The sequence below is a fragment of the Pseudomonas sp. IT-P395 genome (assembly GCF_949767675.1).
GTDB lineage: Bacteria > Pseudomonadota > Gammaproteobacteria > Pseudomonadales > Pseudomonadaceae > Aquipseudomonas.
Map to the genome: position 1 here is coordinate 197,621 of NZ_CATKPW010000058.1, position 16,734 is coordinate 214,354.

Annotated in this window: 11 protein-coding genes; 4 read left to right on the forward strand and 7 right to left on the reverse strand. The window is 58.6% G+C overall.

What is annotated here, in order from left to right; genetic code table 11:
- Positions 1-25: 25 nt before the first annotated feature.
- The 3 genes from ACM6IN_RS24610 to ACM6IN_RS24620 form a co-directional block, all read right to left on the reverse strand.
- Positions 26-967, reverse strand: coding sequence for a rhodanese-related sulfurtransferase (locus ACM6IN_RS24610; RefSeq protein WP_414916846.1), 942 nt, complete (start codon positions 965-967; stop codon positions 26-28).
- Between the two features lie 102 nt (positions 968-1,069).
- Entirely contained in the window at positions 1,070-1,369 is a 300-nt protein-coding gene (locus ACM6IN_RS24615) for a BolA family protein (RefSeq protein ID WP_007908388.1), read from the reverse strand.
- A gap of 12 nt (positions 1,370-1,381) precedes the next feature.
- Positions 1,382-1,897, reverse strand: coding sequence for a DUF2059 domain-containing protein (locus ACM6IN_RS24620; protein WP_007908385.1), 516 nt, complete (start codon positions 1,895-1,897; stop codon positions 1,382-1,384).
- 193 nt (positions 1,898-2,090) lie between these two features.
- Here ACM6IN_RS24620 and ACM6IN_RS24625 point away from each other — a divergent pair, with 193 nt between their 5' ends.
- The gene (locus ACM6IN_RS24625; RefSeq protein WP_007908383.1) at positions 2,091-3,485 is read left to right on the forward strand and encodes a class II fumarate hydratase; all 1,395 of its coding nucleotides are present in this window, start codon (positions 2,091-2,093) and stop codon (positions 3,483-3,485) included.
- 106 nt (positions 3,486-3,591) lie between these two features.
- On the opposite strand, the gene ACM6IN_RS24630 is transcribed toward ACM6IN_RS24625, so the two are convergent.
- Positions 3,592-4,551, reverse strand: coding sequence for a DMT family transporter (locus ACM6IN_RS24630; protein ID WP_414916847.1), 960 nt, complete (start codon positions 4,549-4,551; stop codon positions 3,592-3,594).
- Between the two features lie 210 nt (positions 4,552-4,761).
- On the opposite strand from ACM6IN_RS24630, the gene ACM6IN_RS24635 reads away from it, so the two are divergent.
- Complete coding sequence (locus ACM6IN_RS24635; RefSeq protein ID WP_007908380.1) at positions 4,762-4,956, forward strand: DUF6316 family protein; 195 nt, start codon at positions 4,762-4,764, stop codon at positions 4,954-4,956.
- 135 nt (positions 4,957-5,091) lie between these two features.
- Here the strand turns inward: ACM6IN_RS24635 and ACM6IN_RS24640 are convergent, their stop codons facing one another.
- Positions 5,092-6,276: a thiolase family protein gene (locus ACM6IN_RS24640; RefSeq protein ID WP_095112909.1), complete on the reverse strand. Its 1,185-nt coding sequence runs from the start codon at positions 6,274-6,276 to the stop codon at positions 5,092-5,094.
- Between the two features lie 102 nt (positions 6,277-6,378).
- Complete coding sequence (pap, locus tag ACM6IN_RS24645; protein WP_007908377.1) at positions 6,379-7,893, reverse strand: polyphosphate:AMP phosphotransferase; 1,515 nt, start codon at positions 7,891-7,893, stop codon at positions 6,379-6,381.
- A 172-nt stretch (positions 7,894-8,065) separates the two neighbouring features.
- On the opposite strand from pap, the gene mnmC reads away from it, so the two are divergent.
- Positions 8,066-10,045, forward strand: a complete 1,980-nt coding sequence (gene mnmC / locus ACM6IN_RS24650; protein WP_414916848.1) for a bifunctional tRNA (5-methylaminomethyl-2-thiouridine)(34)-methyltransferase MnmD/FAD-dependent 5-carboxymethylaminomethyl-2-thiouridine(34) oxidoreductase MnmC — start codon at positions 8,066-8,068, stop codon at positions 10,043-10,045.
- Between the two features lie 3 nt (positions 10,046-10,048).
- Here mnmC and ACM6IN_RS24655 read toward each other — a convergent pair whose 3' ends face one another.
- Entirely contained in the window at positions 10,049-14,863 is a 4,815-nt protein-coding gene (locus ACM6IN_RS24655; RefSeq protein ID WP_414916849.1) for an NEL-type E3 ubiquitin ligase domain-containing protein, read from the reverse strand.
- 341 nt (positions 14,864-15,204) lie between these two features.
- On the opposite strand from ACM6IN_RS24655, the gene ACM6IN_RS24660 reads away from it, so the two are divergent.
- Entirely contained in the window at positions 15,205-16,689 is a 1,485-nt protein-coding gene (locus ACM6IN_RS24660) for a dermonecrotic toxin domain-containing protein (protein ID WP_414894777.1), read from the forward strand.
- Positions 16,690-16,734: the final 45 nt, after the last annotated feature.

A 16,734-nucleotide genomic window follows, 5' to 3' on the forward strand; every position in this document is an offset into this window, starting at 1 on the left:
ACATAGAGCAGGCGCGCAGACATGGTTAAGCCTCGGTGGATGCTTGCTTGTAGTTGTAGCCGATCGGGTGCGGCTGGTTGCGCGCCTTGGCCAGTTCGATCTGCTTCTGCCGATCGATCGCGCTGCGGCGAGTTTTCTCGCTGAGTTTGTCCCAGCAATGTGGGCAGCTGATACCGGCCACATAGTGCTCGGACGCACGATCTTCAACACTGACCGGCGTGCGGCAGGCATGACATTGATCGTAGTCGCCTTCGCTGAGGTCGTGACGCACGGTCACGCGGTTGTCGAACACAAAGCAGTCGCCCTGCCACTTGGTTTCTTCCTGCGGCACCTCTTCAAGGTACTTCAGGATGCCACCCTTGAGGTGGTAAACCTCTTCGTAGCCTTCGCTGAGCATGTAGCTCGAGGCTTTCTCGCAGCGAATGCCACCGGTGCAGAACATCGCGACTTTCTTGTGCACGGCCGGGTTGAAGTGTTCTTTGATGTAGTCGGGAAATTCGCGAAAACTGGTGGTTTTCGGATCGATGGCGCCTTCAAAGGTGCCGATCGACACTTCGTAATCGTTACGTGTATCGATCAACAGCACTTCCGGGTCGCTGATCAACGCGTTCCAGTCTTGCGGATCAACGTAGGTGCCGACCTTCTTGTTCGGGTCGACGCCTTCGACACCGAGGGTGACGATCTCTTTCTTCAGTTTGACCTTGGTGCGATAGAACGGCTGCTCGTCGCAGTACGACTCTTTGTGATCAATGTCGATCATGCGTGGGTCGTTCTTCAGCCAGGCGAGCAGGCCGTCGATGCCTTCGCGGCTGCCGGAGACCGTGCCGTTGATACCTTCTTCGGCGATCAGCAGCGTGCCTTTGATCTGGTTGTCGACCATCGCTTGCAGCAGGGGCTCGCGCAGGTTGACGTAATCTTCGAGGGTGACGAACTTATACAGTGCCGCCACGACAATCGGTTGTGTCATGGGTATTTCTCCAGGTGGCTACCCTCGCAAAGGGTGAACCGGATTCAAAAAAAAACGCGCCGGGTGAGCGGCGCGTTGCGGATTCTAGCAAAAAACCGAAGCTTAATGCTTGCTGCCGCCAGCACAGGTCGGCGATGCCGGAGCGGCGCCGATCTCTGCCCATTCCTGCGGGGTGTAGGTGTGCAGCGCCAACGCATGGAACTCGCCCATCAGCTCGCCAAGCGTGCCGTAGACTTTCTGGTGGCGCTTGACCCGGTTCAGGCCGTCGAACTGCGCGCTGACCACCACGGCCTTGAAGTGCGTCTGTAACCCGCGACTGTGCATGTGGCTTTCATCCAGCACTTGCAGGTGCTCAGGCTGAAGCAGGGCCAGCGTCGATTCGATGCGTTGTTGCATGGTCATCACGAACTCCGCTTACTTCTTCTTGGCCGCAGGCGCTGCCGGGGTCAGCTCTTTGGTCATGTCGTCGAGCAGCTTGTTGACGACCGGTACGGCGCTTTCCAGTTTGGCCTGGGTCATCTGGGCCGATTGCTGAGTCAGCTGCGGCATTTTTTCCAGGACTTTCTTGCCCAGTGGCGACTGGTAGAACGCGACCAGGTCTTTCAGCTCGGATTCGCTGAAGTTGCTGGTGTAGAGCTTGACCATGTCAGGCTTGAGCTTGTTCCAGCCGATGGCCTGGTCGAGCGCGGCGTTGGCCTTGGCCTGGTAGGTTTCCAGTACGGCTTTTTTGGCTTCCGGGGCTTTGGTCTGTTCGAAACGCTGAGCGAACATTTGCTGCACTTGCATGTACACCGGAGTGCCCAGCTTGTCAGCGTGCGCCAGGGTCAGGAAAGCTTCAGCACTGGCGTTGTGGCTGGCGGTATCGGCAAGCACCTGGCCGCTGGCGCAAACCAGTGCAACCGCGGTGCAGATGGCACGAAGACGAGTCATCGAGTTTCCTTTTCAGCTAGGCGAGGTAAAACCCCAAGGGCGACCATTCTGCGCCTAAAAAACCTCGTCGCTCAACCCCCGAGCCTTGCCGCGCTTGATTGGCGGGGTTTTACCGGTCAACAATCGGATCGAGGGAACCACCTGGGCCCGACCGGGCCTAAACTGCGCAAACAGACCAACAGGAGTGTGCACGATGAGCCGTATCGAAACCGACAGCCTGGGCCAGATCGAAGTCCCGGACGACGCCTACTGGGGTGCTCAGACGCAACGCTCGCTGATCAACTTCGCCATTGGTCAGGAACGCATGCCGCTGCCGGTATTGCACGCCCTGGCCCTGATCAAGAAAGCCGCGGCCCGGGTCAACGACCGCAACGGTGACCTGCCCGCCGACATCGCCCGCCTGATCGAACAGGCCGCTGACGAAGTGCTCGACGGCCAGCACGACGACCAGTTTCCACTGGTGGTCTGGCAGACCGGTAGCGGCACGCAGAGCAACATGAACGTCAACGAAGTGATCGCCGGTCGCGCCAACGAACTGGCCGGCAACCCGCGCGGCGGCAAGACGCCGGTGCACCCCAACGATCACGTCAACCGCTCGCAAAGCTCCAACGACTGCTTCCCTACCGCCATGAGCATCGCCACCGCGCAAGCGGTGCAGGAACAACTGCTGCCGGCGATTGCCGAGTTGTCCGGCGGCCTCGCCGAACTGGCCGCGCGGCACATGAAACTGGTGAAGACCGGGCGTACGCACATGATGGATGCGACGCCGATCACCTTCGGTCAGGAGTTGTCCGGGTTCATCGCGCAGCTGGATTACGCCGAACGCGCAATCCGCGCGGCACTGCCGGCGGTGTGTGAACTGGCCCAGGGTGGCACCGCGGTCGGTACCGGGCTGAATTCGCCACACGGTTTTGGTGAGGCGATTGCCGCCGAACTGGCGGCGCTCTCAGGCCTGCCCTTCGTCACTGCGCCGAACAAGTTTGCCGCCCTCGCCGGCCACGAACCGCTCACCAGCCTCTCCGGCGCGCTGAAAACCCTCGCCGTGGCGCTGATGAAAATCGCCAATGACCTGCGTCTGCTTGGCTCCGGGCCACGCGCAGGGTTTGCCGAAGTGCGGCTGCCGGCGAACGAGCCGGGCAGTTCGATCATGCCCGGCAAGGTCAACCCGACCCAATGCGAAGCGCTGTCGATGCTCGCTTGTCAGGTGCTGGGCAATGACGTGACCATCGGCATTGCCGCCAGTCAGGGTCACTTGCAGTTGAACGTGTTCAAACCGGTGATCATCCACAACCTGCTGCAATCGATTCGCTTGCTTGCCGACGGTTGCAGCAACTTCCAGCAGCACTGCATTGCCGGGCTGGAGCCGGATGCCGAAGTCATGGCCAGACATCTGGAGCGTGGGCTGATGCTGGTGACCGCACTGAATCCGCATATCGGTTATGACAAGTCGGCGGAGATCGCCAAGAAAGCCTACAGCGAAGGGCTGACCTTGCGTGAGGCGGCGTTGGCGCTGGGGTATCTCACCGATGAAGAGTTTGATGCGTGGGTGCGGCCGGAGAATATGATCGAGGCTGGCGCCAAGGGCTGAGATTTGTAGCGTTTCTTAGTAAGTCATCGCGAGCAGGCTCACTCCTACATTTGGAACGCATTCCCCCTGTAGGAGTGAGCCTGCTCGCGAATGGCAGCGGCGCGGTTTAACTGGCGGCCATCTTCATCCGCCGCGCCTTCAAACCGGCGATCAACGACGGCCCCAACGCCACCAGCGCCGAACCCAGCACCACCAGCACCGCCCCGCCATAGCCGAGCGCATTGATCTGCTCGGCATGTACGTACTCGGGCCAGATCCCGGCCGCAATCGCCACTGCGCCAAACGTTACCAATGGCGTAATCGCCAACGTCGCACTGACCCGCGACGCCTCCCAATGCGCCAACGCTTCAGCGAACGCGCCATAGGCAATCAGCGTGTTCATGCAGCACGCCAGCAGCAGCCAGCCCTGCAAGGGATTCAGGTTCAGCGCCTCGAGCGGGTGCACCCACGGTGTCAGCAACAGCGCGCAGAACAGGTAGATCACCATCATCACCTGCAACGAATTCCACACCGTCAGCAATTGCTTCTGGCCCAGCGCGTAGAAGGTCCACACCGTCGACGCCAACAGCACCAGCAAAACCCCAGCGGTGTAATCCGACAGTGAGGTCAGCAGTTCGGCCAGCCGCTGATTGAAGAACAGCACAAAACCGATCAACAACACCGCCAGACCAATCCCCTGGCCAATACTGAAGCGTTCCTTGAACACAAACAGGCTGGCGACCAGCAACATGATCGGGCCCATCTGCACCACCAGTTGCGCGGTGCCGGGGCTGAGCAGGTTAAGGCCCATCAGATACAGCACATAATTGCCGACCAGCCCGAGCACCGCCATCAACACCAGCCAACCACCCTTGGGCCCGAGCACTTTGCGGCTGGGCAGGCGTTTTACCGCCGCCAGATAGATGAACAGGCAGCCGCCGGACACCAGCAGGCGAAACCAGGTCACCGTCACCGGGTCCATCACCAGTAATACCTGTTTGAGTTTGATCGGCAGGATGCCCCACAAAAACGCAGTCAGCAGTGCCAGGAACAAGCCGTAGACCCAGCGACCGGATGATATGTGCATGGAAACCCCAAAGCCTGCTGACAAGTGCGCTCATTCTAGGCGTGCCACCGGGCGCGACACAGGGACAGTTGCGGTCAGGACGCGAATGAAACTGTGCAGGTCGCAGCAGTAAATTGACGCGCCGCCGTTGATCGGCTGAGCGGGCGCGCCAAGTGCTTCAGGCATAAGCTCATTGGATCCCTTTCAGCACATCAGCCGAGGAGACCGATCATGTTAGGAATGCGCGCGCAGGACAGCGCCCCCGCCATGCGCTTTCGCAGCGAACGGTTGTGCCGGGTCAATGGCGAACTTTTTTTCAGCACTCGGGAAAATACCCTTGAGGGGCCGTTTGAGAGTGCCAAGAAGGCTGAGCTGGAGATAAAAGCTTATATCGCGCGGATGCAGCTGCAGGATTCCAACCGCTAAGTGGTGGTGATCCAATCGCTGGCAAGCCAGCTCCCACAGGATTGGTGGCGTACACAGATTTTGCGAACGCTCCGAAACCTGTGGGAGCTGGCTTGCCAGCGATAGCAATGGAGCAGACAACAAAAATGTTCTGGCTTAACGCACCGCCTCAAACAACCCCGTCGCACCCATCCCGCCGCCCACGCACATGGTCACGATGCCGTAACGCAAATTCCGCCGCTGCAACTCACGCACCAGATGCCCGACCTGCCGCGATCCGGTCATGCCAAACGGGTGACCAATGGAAATCGAGCCGCCATTGACGTTGTACTTGTCGTTATCGATCTCCAGCCGATCACGGCTGTACAGGCACTGCGAAGCGAACGCCTCGTTCAGCTCCCACAGATCGATATCCGCCACTTGCAGGCCCTTGGCCTTGAGCAGTTTCGGCACCGAGAACACCGGGCCAATGCCCATCTCGTCCGGCTCGCAGCCGGCCACGGTGAAGCCACGGAAAAACGCTTTCGGCTTGAGGCCCAGCTGCAACGCTTTCTCAAGGCTCATCACCAGCGTCATCGACGCACCGTCAGACAGTTGCGACGAGTTGCCCGCCGTCACCGAACCGTCCTCGGCGAATACCGGTTTCAGTCCAGCGAGGCTTTCATAGGTGGTGTCCGGACGGTTGCAGTCGTCGCGGTCGACCACGCCATCGAGAATCTGCACCTCACCGGTGTTCTTGTCCTCGACACGATACTTGACCGCCATCGGCACGATTTCATCGTTGAACAGCCCTGCGGCCTGCGCTGCCGCAGTGCGAACCTGACTTTGCAGCGAATATCGATCCTGCGCTTCACGACTGACGCCATAACGTCGCGCGACCACTTCGGCGGTCTGGCCCATCGTGTAATAGATGCCCGGCGACTGTTGCTTGAGCAGCGGGTTGATCAAGTGATCAGTGTTGACGCTTTTCATCGTCAGGCTGATCGACTCGACGCCGCCGGCAACGATGATGTCGCTGCAACCCGAGGCAATCTGGTTGGCGGCAATCGCGATAGCCTGCAAGCCAGACGAGCAGAAACGGTTGAGAGTCATGCCGGCGGTGCCGGTGCCCAAGCGCGACAGCACCGCGACATTACGGCCGATGTTGTAACCCTGCGCACCTTCGTTGGAGCCCGCACCAACGATGCAATCCTCGACGCTCGCCGGGTCGATATCGTTGCGCTCAAGCAGGGCGTTGACGCAATGAGCCGCCATGTCATCGGGACGGGTCTGGTTGAACTTGCCGCGAAAGGATTTGGCCAGGCCAGTCCGCACGCTGTCGACGATCACCACTTCACGCATGGCATACCTCATTGTTGTGGTCAGTTGAGAGTGGACCGAGCATAAGTCCACTGCATCAACGACCGCGACAATCATTCACCCCGCGTATGCGCGTCTATCGGCTCAATCCTTGTGTTTCTTTGCGCGCTTGTCGGATTTCTCGAAGGCGTCTTCCAGCGCGCGGTTGATCGTGCGCAACACTTTGACCCTGGCCCAGCGTTTGTCATTGGCTTCGACCAGCGTCCATGGCGAGATCTCCGAACTGGTGCGGTCGACCATATCGCCCACGGCGGCCCGGTAGGCGTCCCATTTGTCGCGATTGCGCCAGTCGTCTTCGGTGATCTTGAAACGCTTGAACGGGATCTCTTCGCGCTCCTGGAAACGCTCCATCTGCGTGTCCTTGTCGATGGCCAGCCAGAACTTCACAACGATCACGCCGGCATCGGCCAGTTGCTCTTCGAAATCGTTGATCTCGCCATAGGCGCGCAGCCAGTCGGCTGGCGTGCAAAAGCCTTCGACCCGCTCGACCAAGACCCGGCCGTACCAGGAGCGGTCGAACACGGTGAACTTGCCGCGCGCCGGAATGTGCCGCCAGAAGCGCCACAAGTACGGCTGCGCACGCTCCTCTTCAGTCGGCGCGGCAATCGGCACGATGTTGTACTGGCGCGGATCGAGCGCCGCCGCGACCCGACGGATCGCCCCGCCCTTGCCTGCCGCGTCGTTGCCTTCGAATACCGCGATCAGCGCGTGGCGGCGCATGCGTTTGTCGCGCATCAGCCCGGACAATCGCGCCTGCTCGGTGATCAGTTGTTCTTCGTAGTCTTTCTTCTCCAGGCGCTGGGTCAGGTCGAGGCTGTCGAGCAGGTTCAACTGATCGACCGGCGTACCCAACGGCGCGGCGCTGACATCGTGGGGATGTACGTCCGGACGTTTCAGCGCATTTTGCAAACCCTCGAGGAGAATCTTGCCGACCGCCAGGCTGCGGTAGTTGGCGTCGACGCCTTCGATCACATGCCACGGCGCGTAATCACGGCTGGTACGGCGCAGCACGCGCTCGCCGTACTTGACGAACTTGTCGTAGGTTTCCGACTGCTGCCAGTCCAGCGGGCTGATGCGCCAGCTGTGCAACGGGTCATCGGCCAGCGCCTTGAGCCGCGCTTTCATCTGTTTCTTGGACAAGTGAAACCAGAATTTGAAGATCAGCGCGCCTTCATCGCAGAGCATCTTTTCCAGGCGCTCGGCACCGGCGATCGCCTGATCCAGACGCGGATCCTTGAACAAGCCATGCACCCGCCCCTGGAGCATCTGGCTGTACCAGTTGCCGAAGAAAATCCCCATGCGGCCCTTGGCCGGGAGCATCCGCCAGTAACGCCAGGCCGGTGGCCGGGACAACTCTTCATCGGTCTGTTGATCGAAAGTACGCACTTCGATCAGGCGCGGGTCCATCCACTCGTTGAGCAACTTGACCGTCTCGCCCTTGCCCGCACCTTCGATACCGTTGATCAAGATGATCACCGGAAAACGCTTCTGCTGTTGCAGTTCGAACTGGGCTTCGAGCAAGGCTTCACGCAATGCCGGGACGGCCGCCTCATAGGTGTCTTTGTCGATGGCGTGACCGATTTCAGCGGATTCAAACATGGGACGGCTCCTTCCAGGATTCAGCAAGACTAGCGGATTGGGCACAGCAACGGCGCAGAAATTCCCGCAGGTCGCGGATTGTCCGCGAGTCGTCGGGCGCAAGCCTTGCCATGGATCAAGCAGCGCCTGCGCGATCGGCTAGAATGGCCGCCTTGTCGTTGCCGAGCCTGCCATGAAACCTGTATTGCCCCACGCCCAACTCGACTGGGATGACCAGGGACGCCCGCATTCGCGGGTGTTCGATGACGTGTATTTTTCCGACAAATCAGGTCTGGAAGAAACCCGTTATGTGTTCCTCGAACAGAATCGCCTGGCCGAGCGTTTTGCCGCACTGCCGGCAACTGGTCGTCTGGTTATTGGTGAAACCGGTTTTGGCACCGGGCTGAATTTTCTCTGCGCCTGGCAGTTGTTCGAGCAACACGCCGTGGCCGGTGCGCGACTGCATTTTGTCAGCGTCGAAAAATACCCGTTGAGCCCCGCCGACCTCAAGCGTGCCTTGGCACTCTGGCCGGAACTCAAACCGTTGGCCGATCAGTTGCTGCGCCATTACGTGGCAATCCATGCCGGCTTCCAGCGCATCACCCTGGCCAAAGGCCGCGTGACATTGACGCTGTTGATCGGCGATGCACTGGAGCAACTGCCGCAGCTTGACGCACAGATCGACGCGTGGTTTCTCGACGGTTTCGCCCCGGCGAAAAACCCCGACATGTGGACCGCCGAACTGTTTGTCGAACTGGCGCGACTGGCAGCGCCCGGCTCGACCATCAGCACCTTCACCAGCACTGGTTGGGTTCGCCGATTGCTGAACGCCGCCGGGTTCAAAATGAAGCGCACGCCGGGCATCGGCCACAAGTGGGAAATCCTCCGTGGCGAATTCCTCGGCTGGCCGACAGAGGTGACGCCGCCGGCGCCGGAAAAACCCTGGTTTGCTCGCCCTGCGCCGATCACCAGTGACCGTCGAGCACTGGTGATTGGCGCCGGTCTCGCCGGATGTGCCACGGCGTCCAGCCTGGCCGCACGCGGCTGGCAGGTCACTTTGCTGGAGCGCCATGAGGCCGTCGCGCAAGAAGCCTCGGGCAATCCGCAGGGCGTGCTGTACCTGAAGTTGTCCGCCCACGGCACGGCGCTGTCGCAGCTGATCGTCAGCGGTTTCGGTTACACCCGGCGCCTGCTGGAAACCCTGCAACGCGGCACTGACTGGGACGATTGTGGCGTGCTGCAACTGGCGTTCAATACCAAGGAAGCCGAGCGTCACGCGCAGTTGGCTGAAGCCTTCCCGGAAGACCTGTTGCAGTGGCTGGATCAACCCGAGGCGCAGGCCCGTGCCGGAGTCGGAGTAGCCCACGGCGGCTTGTACTATCCCGAAGGGGGTTGGGTGCATCCGCCGGCGCTGTGTCAGGCGCAAGCGGCGCAGCCGAACATCGAACTGCTCAGCCATTGCGAAGCGCTGCAACTGCGCAAGGTCGATGATCAATGGCAGGCGCTGGACGGTGAGCGTTTGCTCGCCAGCGCACCGGTCGTGGTGCTGGCCGGTGCCGCCGAGATCCAACGCTTTGCCCAGAGTGCCGAGTTGCCGCTCAAGCGCATTCGCGGGCAGATCACCCGTCTCGCCGAAACCGCAGCCAGTCAGACACTGGCCACCGTGGTCTGTGCCGAAGGCTACGTCGCTCCTGCCCGCTTGGGCGAACACACCCTCGGCGCCAGTTTCGATTTCAACAGCGATGATCTGACACCGACCACCGCCGAACACCAAGGCAATCTGGCGATGCTTGCAGAGATTTCCTCTGACCTTGTCGCACGCCTGAAAATCAGCGAACAGCCTGTCGAAAACCTGCAGGGCCGCGCAGCCTTTCGCTGCACCAGCCCTGACTATTTACCGATGGTCGGTCCCCTCGCCGACCGCAAAGCGTTTCTTGACGCTTATGCGCTGCTGAGCAAGGACGCCCGTCAGATTCCGGACATCGCCTGTCCGTGGCTCGACGGCCTGTACATCAACAGTGGCCACGGCTCGCGAGGACTGATCACCGCGCCGCTGTCGGGCGAGCTGCTGGCTGCCTGGCTGGACGATGAGCCGCTGCCCGTACCAAGAAGCGTCGCCGAAGCCTGTCATCCCAACCGTTTCGCGTTGCGCAAGCTGATTCGCGGCAAGTAGCACTTATCCGTCAGCCAGGGTGCAGATGCCCAGATCCGCGTCGCGCAGCGCATCGGTGGTCAGACGCGTCATGACCTCGTCCATGGCGTTTTGGCGCTCGACCTTGAGGACTCCGGACTGGCTAACGTAATCGACACTGGACATCGTGTCTTTCTTCGCGTCCAAGGCAGTCATGCGCTGGTCGTACATATCTCGGACAGAGGAAAACTGATGCGCAAGTGTGCGCTCCAGATAGTCTCTCCAGAATGTCCGCTCACTCATGAACTGCAGCCATTTGGGCGAGAGTTCCGCCGTGGCGACCTGGTTTTTCGCGACGTCCAGATCGGCTGCGGTGACCCCGCCCAGTGTGCCAAAAAGCATATTGCGCGGCTGGCCGGGCAACTCCAGTGTCTCGGCCAGGCCGATGCGATAGGCGAGGTTTACCTCCAGTGGATCCACCTTCGGGACCTTGGCGGCATGCGCCCGAGCAATTTCATTCAATTGTTCCAACCGGAACAGGCCACGTCCCAGCTCAAGCAACGGCTTGCCACTGGCGATCCGGTTTCCGGCCAGCCGGGTCACCCGATCGACCTCCACGGCGATCTCCAGATAACTGAAGTTCATTGCCGCACTGTCGGTGCAATTGATCGGGGTGGCGGCCAGACTCAGTATCTGATCACACAGCGCTGTATCGGCTTCGGCTGCTTCCAGCACGGCCCAGACTCGCCGCTGCATGTCCTTGTTGACCTTTTCCGAATCGGCGGTATCACCCAGCTCAGCGAGCAGATGGAACAGGCTCTCGGCGCGTGGATCATCCTTGAATGCGTTCCAGATCCGTTCACGCCCGGCCCCCGTCTCAGCCGTTTTATCAGCAAGCCAAAGCGAGCGTGCCTGTTGCTCGTTCATTCGAGCGATGTCGTTTTCCAGATACCCCATACCGATACCGAAATTGTCGCGATAATTCTCCAGGTGCGTTTTGCTCGGATCGGCCAAGGGATTGAGTCCCAGGTCCAGCGCCTGGCTGAAACTTCGCGGTGTCTTGAACAACCAGTCAGGCAGGTTCTTGATCTTGTTGCTGCGCAAGTCCACCCAGTCCAGATACAGCAGATACTCAAGTCCCTTGGGGATTTCCGTGAGGCCGGTGTCTTGCAGTAACAGACGACGCAGATTGAACATCTGTCTGACATCCGGTGTGGCATTCAGCGGATTTTCGTTGAGGTTCAGGTGATGCAGCGAGCGCAAACCGCTGAGTTTGGCCAGCGTATACTCGGTCAGCTGGAGCTTGTTGCCCGCCAGACACAAGCGAGTGATATCGGGCATATGCGACAGCACCTCAGGGAGGCGGGTAATGGCATTGCGGTCGAGCTCGAGCGTCTCAAGCTTTTTGAATGACTTGAGGAAGTACGCGACATCATCATCCAGTGCCATGTCATTCATGAACAGTTTCTGGATGTGGTCAAAGCTGATCCCCGGGGGCAGCGTCGGCAGTTTTCCGACCCGCATGCCATCAAAATTCAGGACCCCCACCCATTTCCCGTTTTCATTGGTGACGGAGTAATACCGGCGGAATCCGTTTTCGATCAGCTCGGCCATGGTTTTGCGGCTGTGCCGCACTTCCGCCAGATCCCCTCCGAGTTTGTTCATTGCGCCAGTATCCTCACTCCAGAGGAACAGCGCTTCACGCAAGCTTTGCAGATCCTGGCGCAAGGCATTGACCCGTGTCGCACGAGTCAACTGATCGTCTCCCAGGCCATCGATGAACTCACTGGCCTGCGTTTCACTCAAGCGCGGAAAGAGTTTGCGCACTTTGCGCAGCAACGCCGGTGGATGTTGCACCGCAGGCGGCTGATCACCCTGATTACAGACTGGTTCGACAACCTGCGGCTCAGGCTTGCCATTGACCAGCGTGCGCGCCGTGGCCTCGCGCTCATCCAGTGCAGCGTTGAGCAACTGGCTGCGCAGCTTTGCCGCGCTGGCCTGCTTCGGGTCTGCAAAGCCAATGGCTGTTCGCTGGCGTCGCGGCAGGGCCTTGAGGATGGCTTCGTACAGCGCGTCAGGGCCGAATGCCACTTTTCCCAAGGTTTTGCCGTCGCCGCCAAAAGCCTCATACCCCTCGGCCGACTTCACCAGCGAGCACGTATCGGCGGGGAGCGCCGAGGTGTCGCCAACGGCTTGCAGAATCGGCCCGCTGAGCGTTTTGTCGCGCAGTTCCAGACGCAGTCGGGAATCCCAGCCGCTCAGACGAGGCAACAACTGAATCGCCAGCCTGTCGGTGTCGGCGTTGGCGAGCCTCGGCCAATGAAACCCCGCCAGTGCGCGATCCAGTCGCACTTTGCCAATACCATCGCTGACCTCCTGCCCCAGCCGCAGCGGTACTCGACCGGTTTTACGCAGATGCAGGCGCTGCACACTCGACGCGCGCTCGATGAGTGCTTTCGCATAACGCGCCGGGATATCGGGAAAAACACGGCGCAGCTTCAGAACATCATCGACGTCACTTTTATCGTAGCGTTGATACATACGCTCGAAAGCCGCGCGATGATCCGCCTGCAAAACCGCACCGAGTTTCTTTGCCAACGTCGACTCTTCAACACTTTGCGCGACTTTGCCGCCGAGCAAAGTGTCCACCTCTTTCTGATACAGGCCATCGACTACGGATTGCAGCAACTGGCCCTGCGCCAGTTGTTTTTCGCTGACCACCACCGCCAGCGATTCGTCGAGCACTTTGGTTTGCGGATAGGTCGCCGTCACTGTGCCTTCTGCGTCGGTCACCTCAATGTAGCGGTCGGTCGGCCAACCGGACATTTTCGGCAAGGCGTGCAATTGCGCTTCAACAGGCTGGCCGGAATGGGTTTCGCCGTTCTGCAGTTCGCGGGTCAATTGCCGCAGCTGACGCACGACGCGCGCGCGCTCCACGGTTTCGCGCAGCCGCACAGGCAAACTCAGATTGTCAGTAAAGGCCTGATGCAAGGTTTCTGGCGAGGTGTCGCTGAGTCGCCGCATCATGTCCAGGTCGGTATCCACGAACTCGCTCAATTGCGGATCAATACGTTTGAGCGTGTACGCGGAACTGCCCCACTCTTGCGGTTCTTCAGCAGGCAGCCGCCAGCCACCTTCGACGTGCCGGACAAGCTCCGGCACATAAGCTTGCGCGCGTTCGGCATGTTCCAGGCGCCAGACTTTCGCGGCGGAATCATAAGGTCCGGCGAAGAACCGATGATCGACGCGAGCCATGGTTTTCGCACCGATCTGATAAAACTCCTCGGAACTCGGCGCGACCGTCAATCCCGTCGGCAGGAAATGCTCATAGCGCGAAAGGTCAGGTTTCCACAGGCGCGGCTGGCCAGCGTGATTGATAATGGCGGTGAATTCACCGAAGAACGCCGGGTGTGACTGCAGCAGTTTCTTACCCAGCGCTCCCAAGGCTTTTTGTCCCCCGGCAAAGGCAACCGTCAGCGCAATGTTTTCCACGACGCTCAACAGATGCGACAGGGCTTTCTGATGATCACCGCGGCGCCAATCCTCGACCCCTTCGTAAACTTCACTGAGCAACTGCCCGACTGCAACGCCCATCATCAATTGCCCGAGCACCGGCACGACGAACCCCGCCACGGACGCAACGGTCACACCCAACTGAAGAAAATCCAGCAAGCGTTTCCGGCGGACATCCTCATCGATATCAGCGGTCGGCACCGCCAGTTTGCGCGCGTCGAGTTGAAGCTTGCCGACATGGCTTTGCAGCATGAACTCAAAGAGTGGCACGGCGATCGGCAATTGCTTGATGTGGCCCAGATCAGCGCTGTCAGCGAGTGATTTGAAAAAATCGGCCTTGTCGTCTTCATCAATGCTGTTGGCGAAATAATCCTTGTAACTTTTAACCTTCAACTGCTGCGTCAGGTACTGCTTGAACGCGGTAAAACTGCTGTATTCGTACAGTGGTCGCTCGGGCTCACCCGCCATGTACACCAGGCACCACTCATCGGGGTACAACTCCACCGAACGGGCAGAAAACACCACCACACCCCAGACGCAACTGTCGAAAATTTCAATGCCTTGCATGATCAGCGTTCGGTTGCCATAGAGCAGTGTTTGCGCCGACACCACGCCATCGAAGTCGATCAGCTTCTGCAGCATTTGCTGACCGGACAAGGTGATATGGCTTTTAAGAGCGGCCTGGTGCATGTCGAATTGCAACAGCAGCTTTTTCATTTTCGCGATATCAGCGGTCATGGTGCTGGTGGCGATCACCTTGTCATCGCTGTCGCGCAAGCCGAACACCAGCTGGAAATGCTCCTGATAGCGCTTGCCCAAATCCAGCTCTCGGCAAAAAGCGGCAAACGTGGCCGGGGTCAGCCCGGTGACACCGTCTGGGGCACTGTGCACTCGAATAAAACTGCCTTGCGGAAAGCTCTCAGCCGCCTCGTCTTCGCTGAAGTTCTGCATCGCCGCTTGCAACAGCGTCGTTGTAGCGTGCGGGAACGTCTGAATACCGTTCTCGTCGGTAGAGGTCGCAGGGCAACCGCAATCAACGCCCGGCAGACTCAGAAAGTCTTTCTCGACATCAAAAACCACCGACCATTTGCGACTCAAGGCATCGCTCAGTTCACTGATGCAGAACGTCTGCAAGGGCTTCAATGCGAGCAGATCCGCCGCCACGGTCGCCTGAATCTGGTGCAGATCACGGCTTGTCTGATCAAGGGCTGACAAAGCGGCCACCGTCGCTTTCAATAAATGCGCCGGTAGGCTTTCTTGCAGAGTCTGGGCGGTATCGAGATCCTCTGTGGCATCGAGCAATGTGCTGAGGATTGTTTTTTGTGAAAGCTTTGCTTTGGTTGACATCGGCAATAGTCCTTTATTGCGAAGTGGAGGTTTGAACATATCGGAATCGAAGAACAATTAACAATCCAAGACCTGATGTTCCTGCACGCATAAAACCATAACAACCCTCATCAATAACATAGATATCTACCACCACTTTTCCGGTAACTTCAGGGTGCCCCGAGTGCCATCTCCCCTGCAAATACCGCACACACACTCAGACCTTTCCGTGGCGATAGATATGTATATATTTCAATCAAAATACCGCTGACTTCATGGCTCAAGCGATCAAATAAACACGTTATTTTTTTTCGTTTCGACGGCCTAGGATCAAGTCTCTTCTTCAACACGAGATTTCCAACATGATTATCCAGACGCAACAACAAGCAAGCGTTTTGACCCATGAAGCCACGCTGAAAAAACTGCTCAATGTAATGGGCAACCGGGACAAGGCAACCGTCGTTGCCCGATTCATCAGTGACGGATTGCTCAAAGCCGACCCGGTCAGACTTGACGGATTCCGTGCATTGTTCGATGAGGCGCTGCCCTACCAGTACTACATTGATCAATTGCTGGGCAAACTGGAAACGCTGGAGGATCTCTGCAAGCGAAAGCTGCGACAGGCGCTGCAGCAACAGTATGGAGGACGATTCAGTATCAACGACAGCATCAAGCTCAAACCCGCGACAGCCGTGGACGATGGCTCCCACACCTACACCTTGTTGCAGGCAGCGATGCTGAATTTTACGCAACAGGAAGCGGCTGCCGGTTACTTCTCGGACGACAGCGAGACCTTAACCAAAGTCGACGAAGAAGCGCCCGACGGCTCAACGCCTACTCAGATAACCGCACAAGCGTTTGCGCTGTTGAGTCGCCAGCTTGATCTCGGGGGCGAATACAAGAAACACATATCCAGAACGTTCAGAGTCTCAAGTCTCGAATTGATCAGCCTGCGAATGCATAAAACAAACATGAAGCTCGCCGCCTACGGAAAATATTTCAGCAAACCGAACTTCCCTCTTTCTCGGCTTGTCACCCTGTTGAACCTCGCCAAAGGCAACGAAGACATTGTTTATGGTGACCTGTTCAACAACTCCAGAATCAAGCTGTATTCGATACAACTATTTGGCAAATACATGACAGATGCCGTATTGATAACCTGTCGCCAGACCGATCAATCGACGAAAGACAGCTACTACGTTTACATTCCCAATGATGCTGGCGACAGCTTTTACCAGGACGACAGTGAAGACCAGTGCAGGTATCGCCTGGCCGTCAACTTCGTTGCAAGTAAAGAACTGCAAGAACTGTTCATTTCGCAATTGACCCACCGCGAACAAAGTGACTTCCGGACATTGAACCTGGAAAGCCTTTCGTTCCTGGAAGACATCGCGTTCATCCCGCTGGAGACAGGCCTGTACAAACATCTTTTCGATCGCCATCTCGATAAGTTGACAGCAGATGCCGGGGAACTCGCGGTGGCGGTTGCCAATGTCAACGAGGCCGCCTACGCCAATCGCCGGGAGAATCAGGCGTCACTTATAAGCGCAGCCCATCTCAACAGCCCGAACGAGGACTTCAACAGGCGCTTGCGTATTTATGCCACGGATGAATTGCTGGCCCTCGTTTTCGCCAGCCTCGATCGTTGGACCGCCATCGAAAAACACGATGCGCTGTCTCGACTGGTGGATCTGAAAAAACGCCTGACCGCAACAGACTCCGCGAAGCCCGGTGCCCCCATAAACAGTGAAATGGCGGACGACTACTTCGGGCAGTTTGAGGTGCAGAAACATTTGCGCGAACAACCGGGCACTCTGCTGCACAAGCTGGAACCTGTTGCCTTATAACTTATCGTTCTAAAACTCCACTTACCGGGGCGGGTCAGTTTCTGA

What these genes read in the sequence shown, in the direction of transcription:
- pap (WP_007908377.1), bottom strand. Translation starts at nt 7,893, where the DNA reads ATGTTTGAATCCGCTGAAATCGGTCACGCCATCGACAAAGACACCTAT.
- ACM6IN_RS24660 (WP_414894777.1), top strand. Translation starts at nt 15,205, where the DNA reads ATGATTATCCAGACGCAACAACAAGCAAGCGTTTTGACCCATGAAGCC.
- ACM6IN_RS24610 (WP_414916846.1), bottom strand. Translation starts at nt 967, where the DNA reads ATGACACAACCGATTGTCGTGGCGGCACTGTATAAGTTCGTCACCCTC.
- ACM6IN_RS24620 (WP_007908385.1), bottom strand. Translation starts at nt 1,897, where the DNA reads ATGACTCGTCTTCGTGCCATCTGCACCGCGGTTGCACTGGTTTGCGCC.
- ACM6IN_RS24655 (WP_414916849.1), bottom strand. Translation starts at nt 14,863, where the DNA reads ATGTCAACCAAAGCAAAGCTTTCACAAAAAACAATCCTCAGCACATTG.
- ACM6IN_RS24630 (WP_414916847.1), bottom strand. Translation starts at nt 4,551, where the DNA reads ATGCACATATCATCCGGTCGCTGGGTCTACGGCTTGTTCCTGGCACTG.
- ACM6IN_RS24625 (WP_007908383.1), top strand. Translation starts at nt 2,091, where the DNA reads ATGAGCCGTATCGAAACCGACAGCCTGGGCCAGATCGAAGTCCCGGAC.
- ACM6IN_RS24635 (WP_007908380.1), top strand. Translation starts at nt 4,762, where the DNA reads ATGTTAGGAATGCGCGCGCAGGACAGCGCCCCCGCCATGCGCTTTCGC.
- ACM6IN_RS24640 (WP_095112909.1), bottom strand. Translation starts at nt 6,276, where the DNA reads ATGCGTGAAGTGGTGATCGTCGACAGCGTGCGGACTGGCCTGGCCAAA.
- ACM6IN_RS24615 (WP_007908388.1), bottom strand. Translation starts at nt 1,369, where the DNA reads ATGACCATGCAACAACGCATCGAATCGACGCTGGCCCTGCTTCAGCCT.
- mnmC (WP_414916848.1), top strand. Translation starts at nt 8,066, where the DNA reads ATGAAACCTGTATTGCCCCACGCCCAACTCGACTGGGATGACCAGGGA.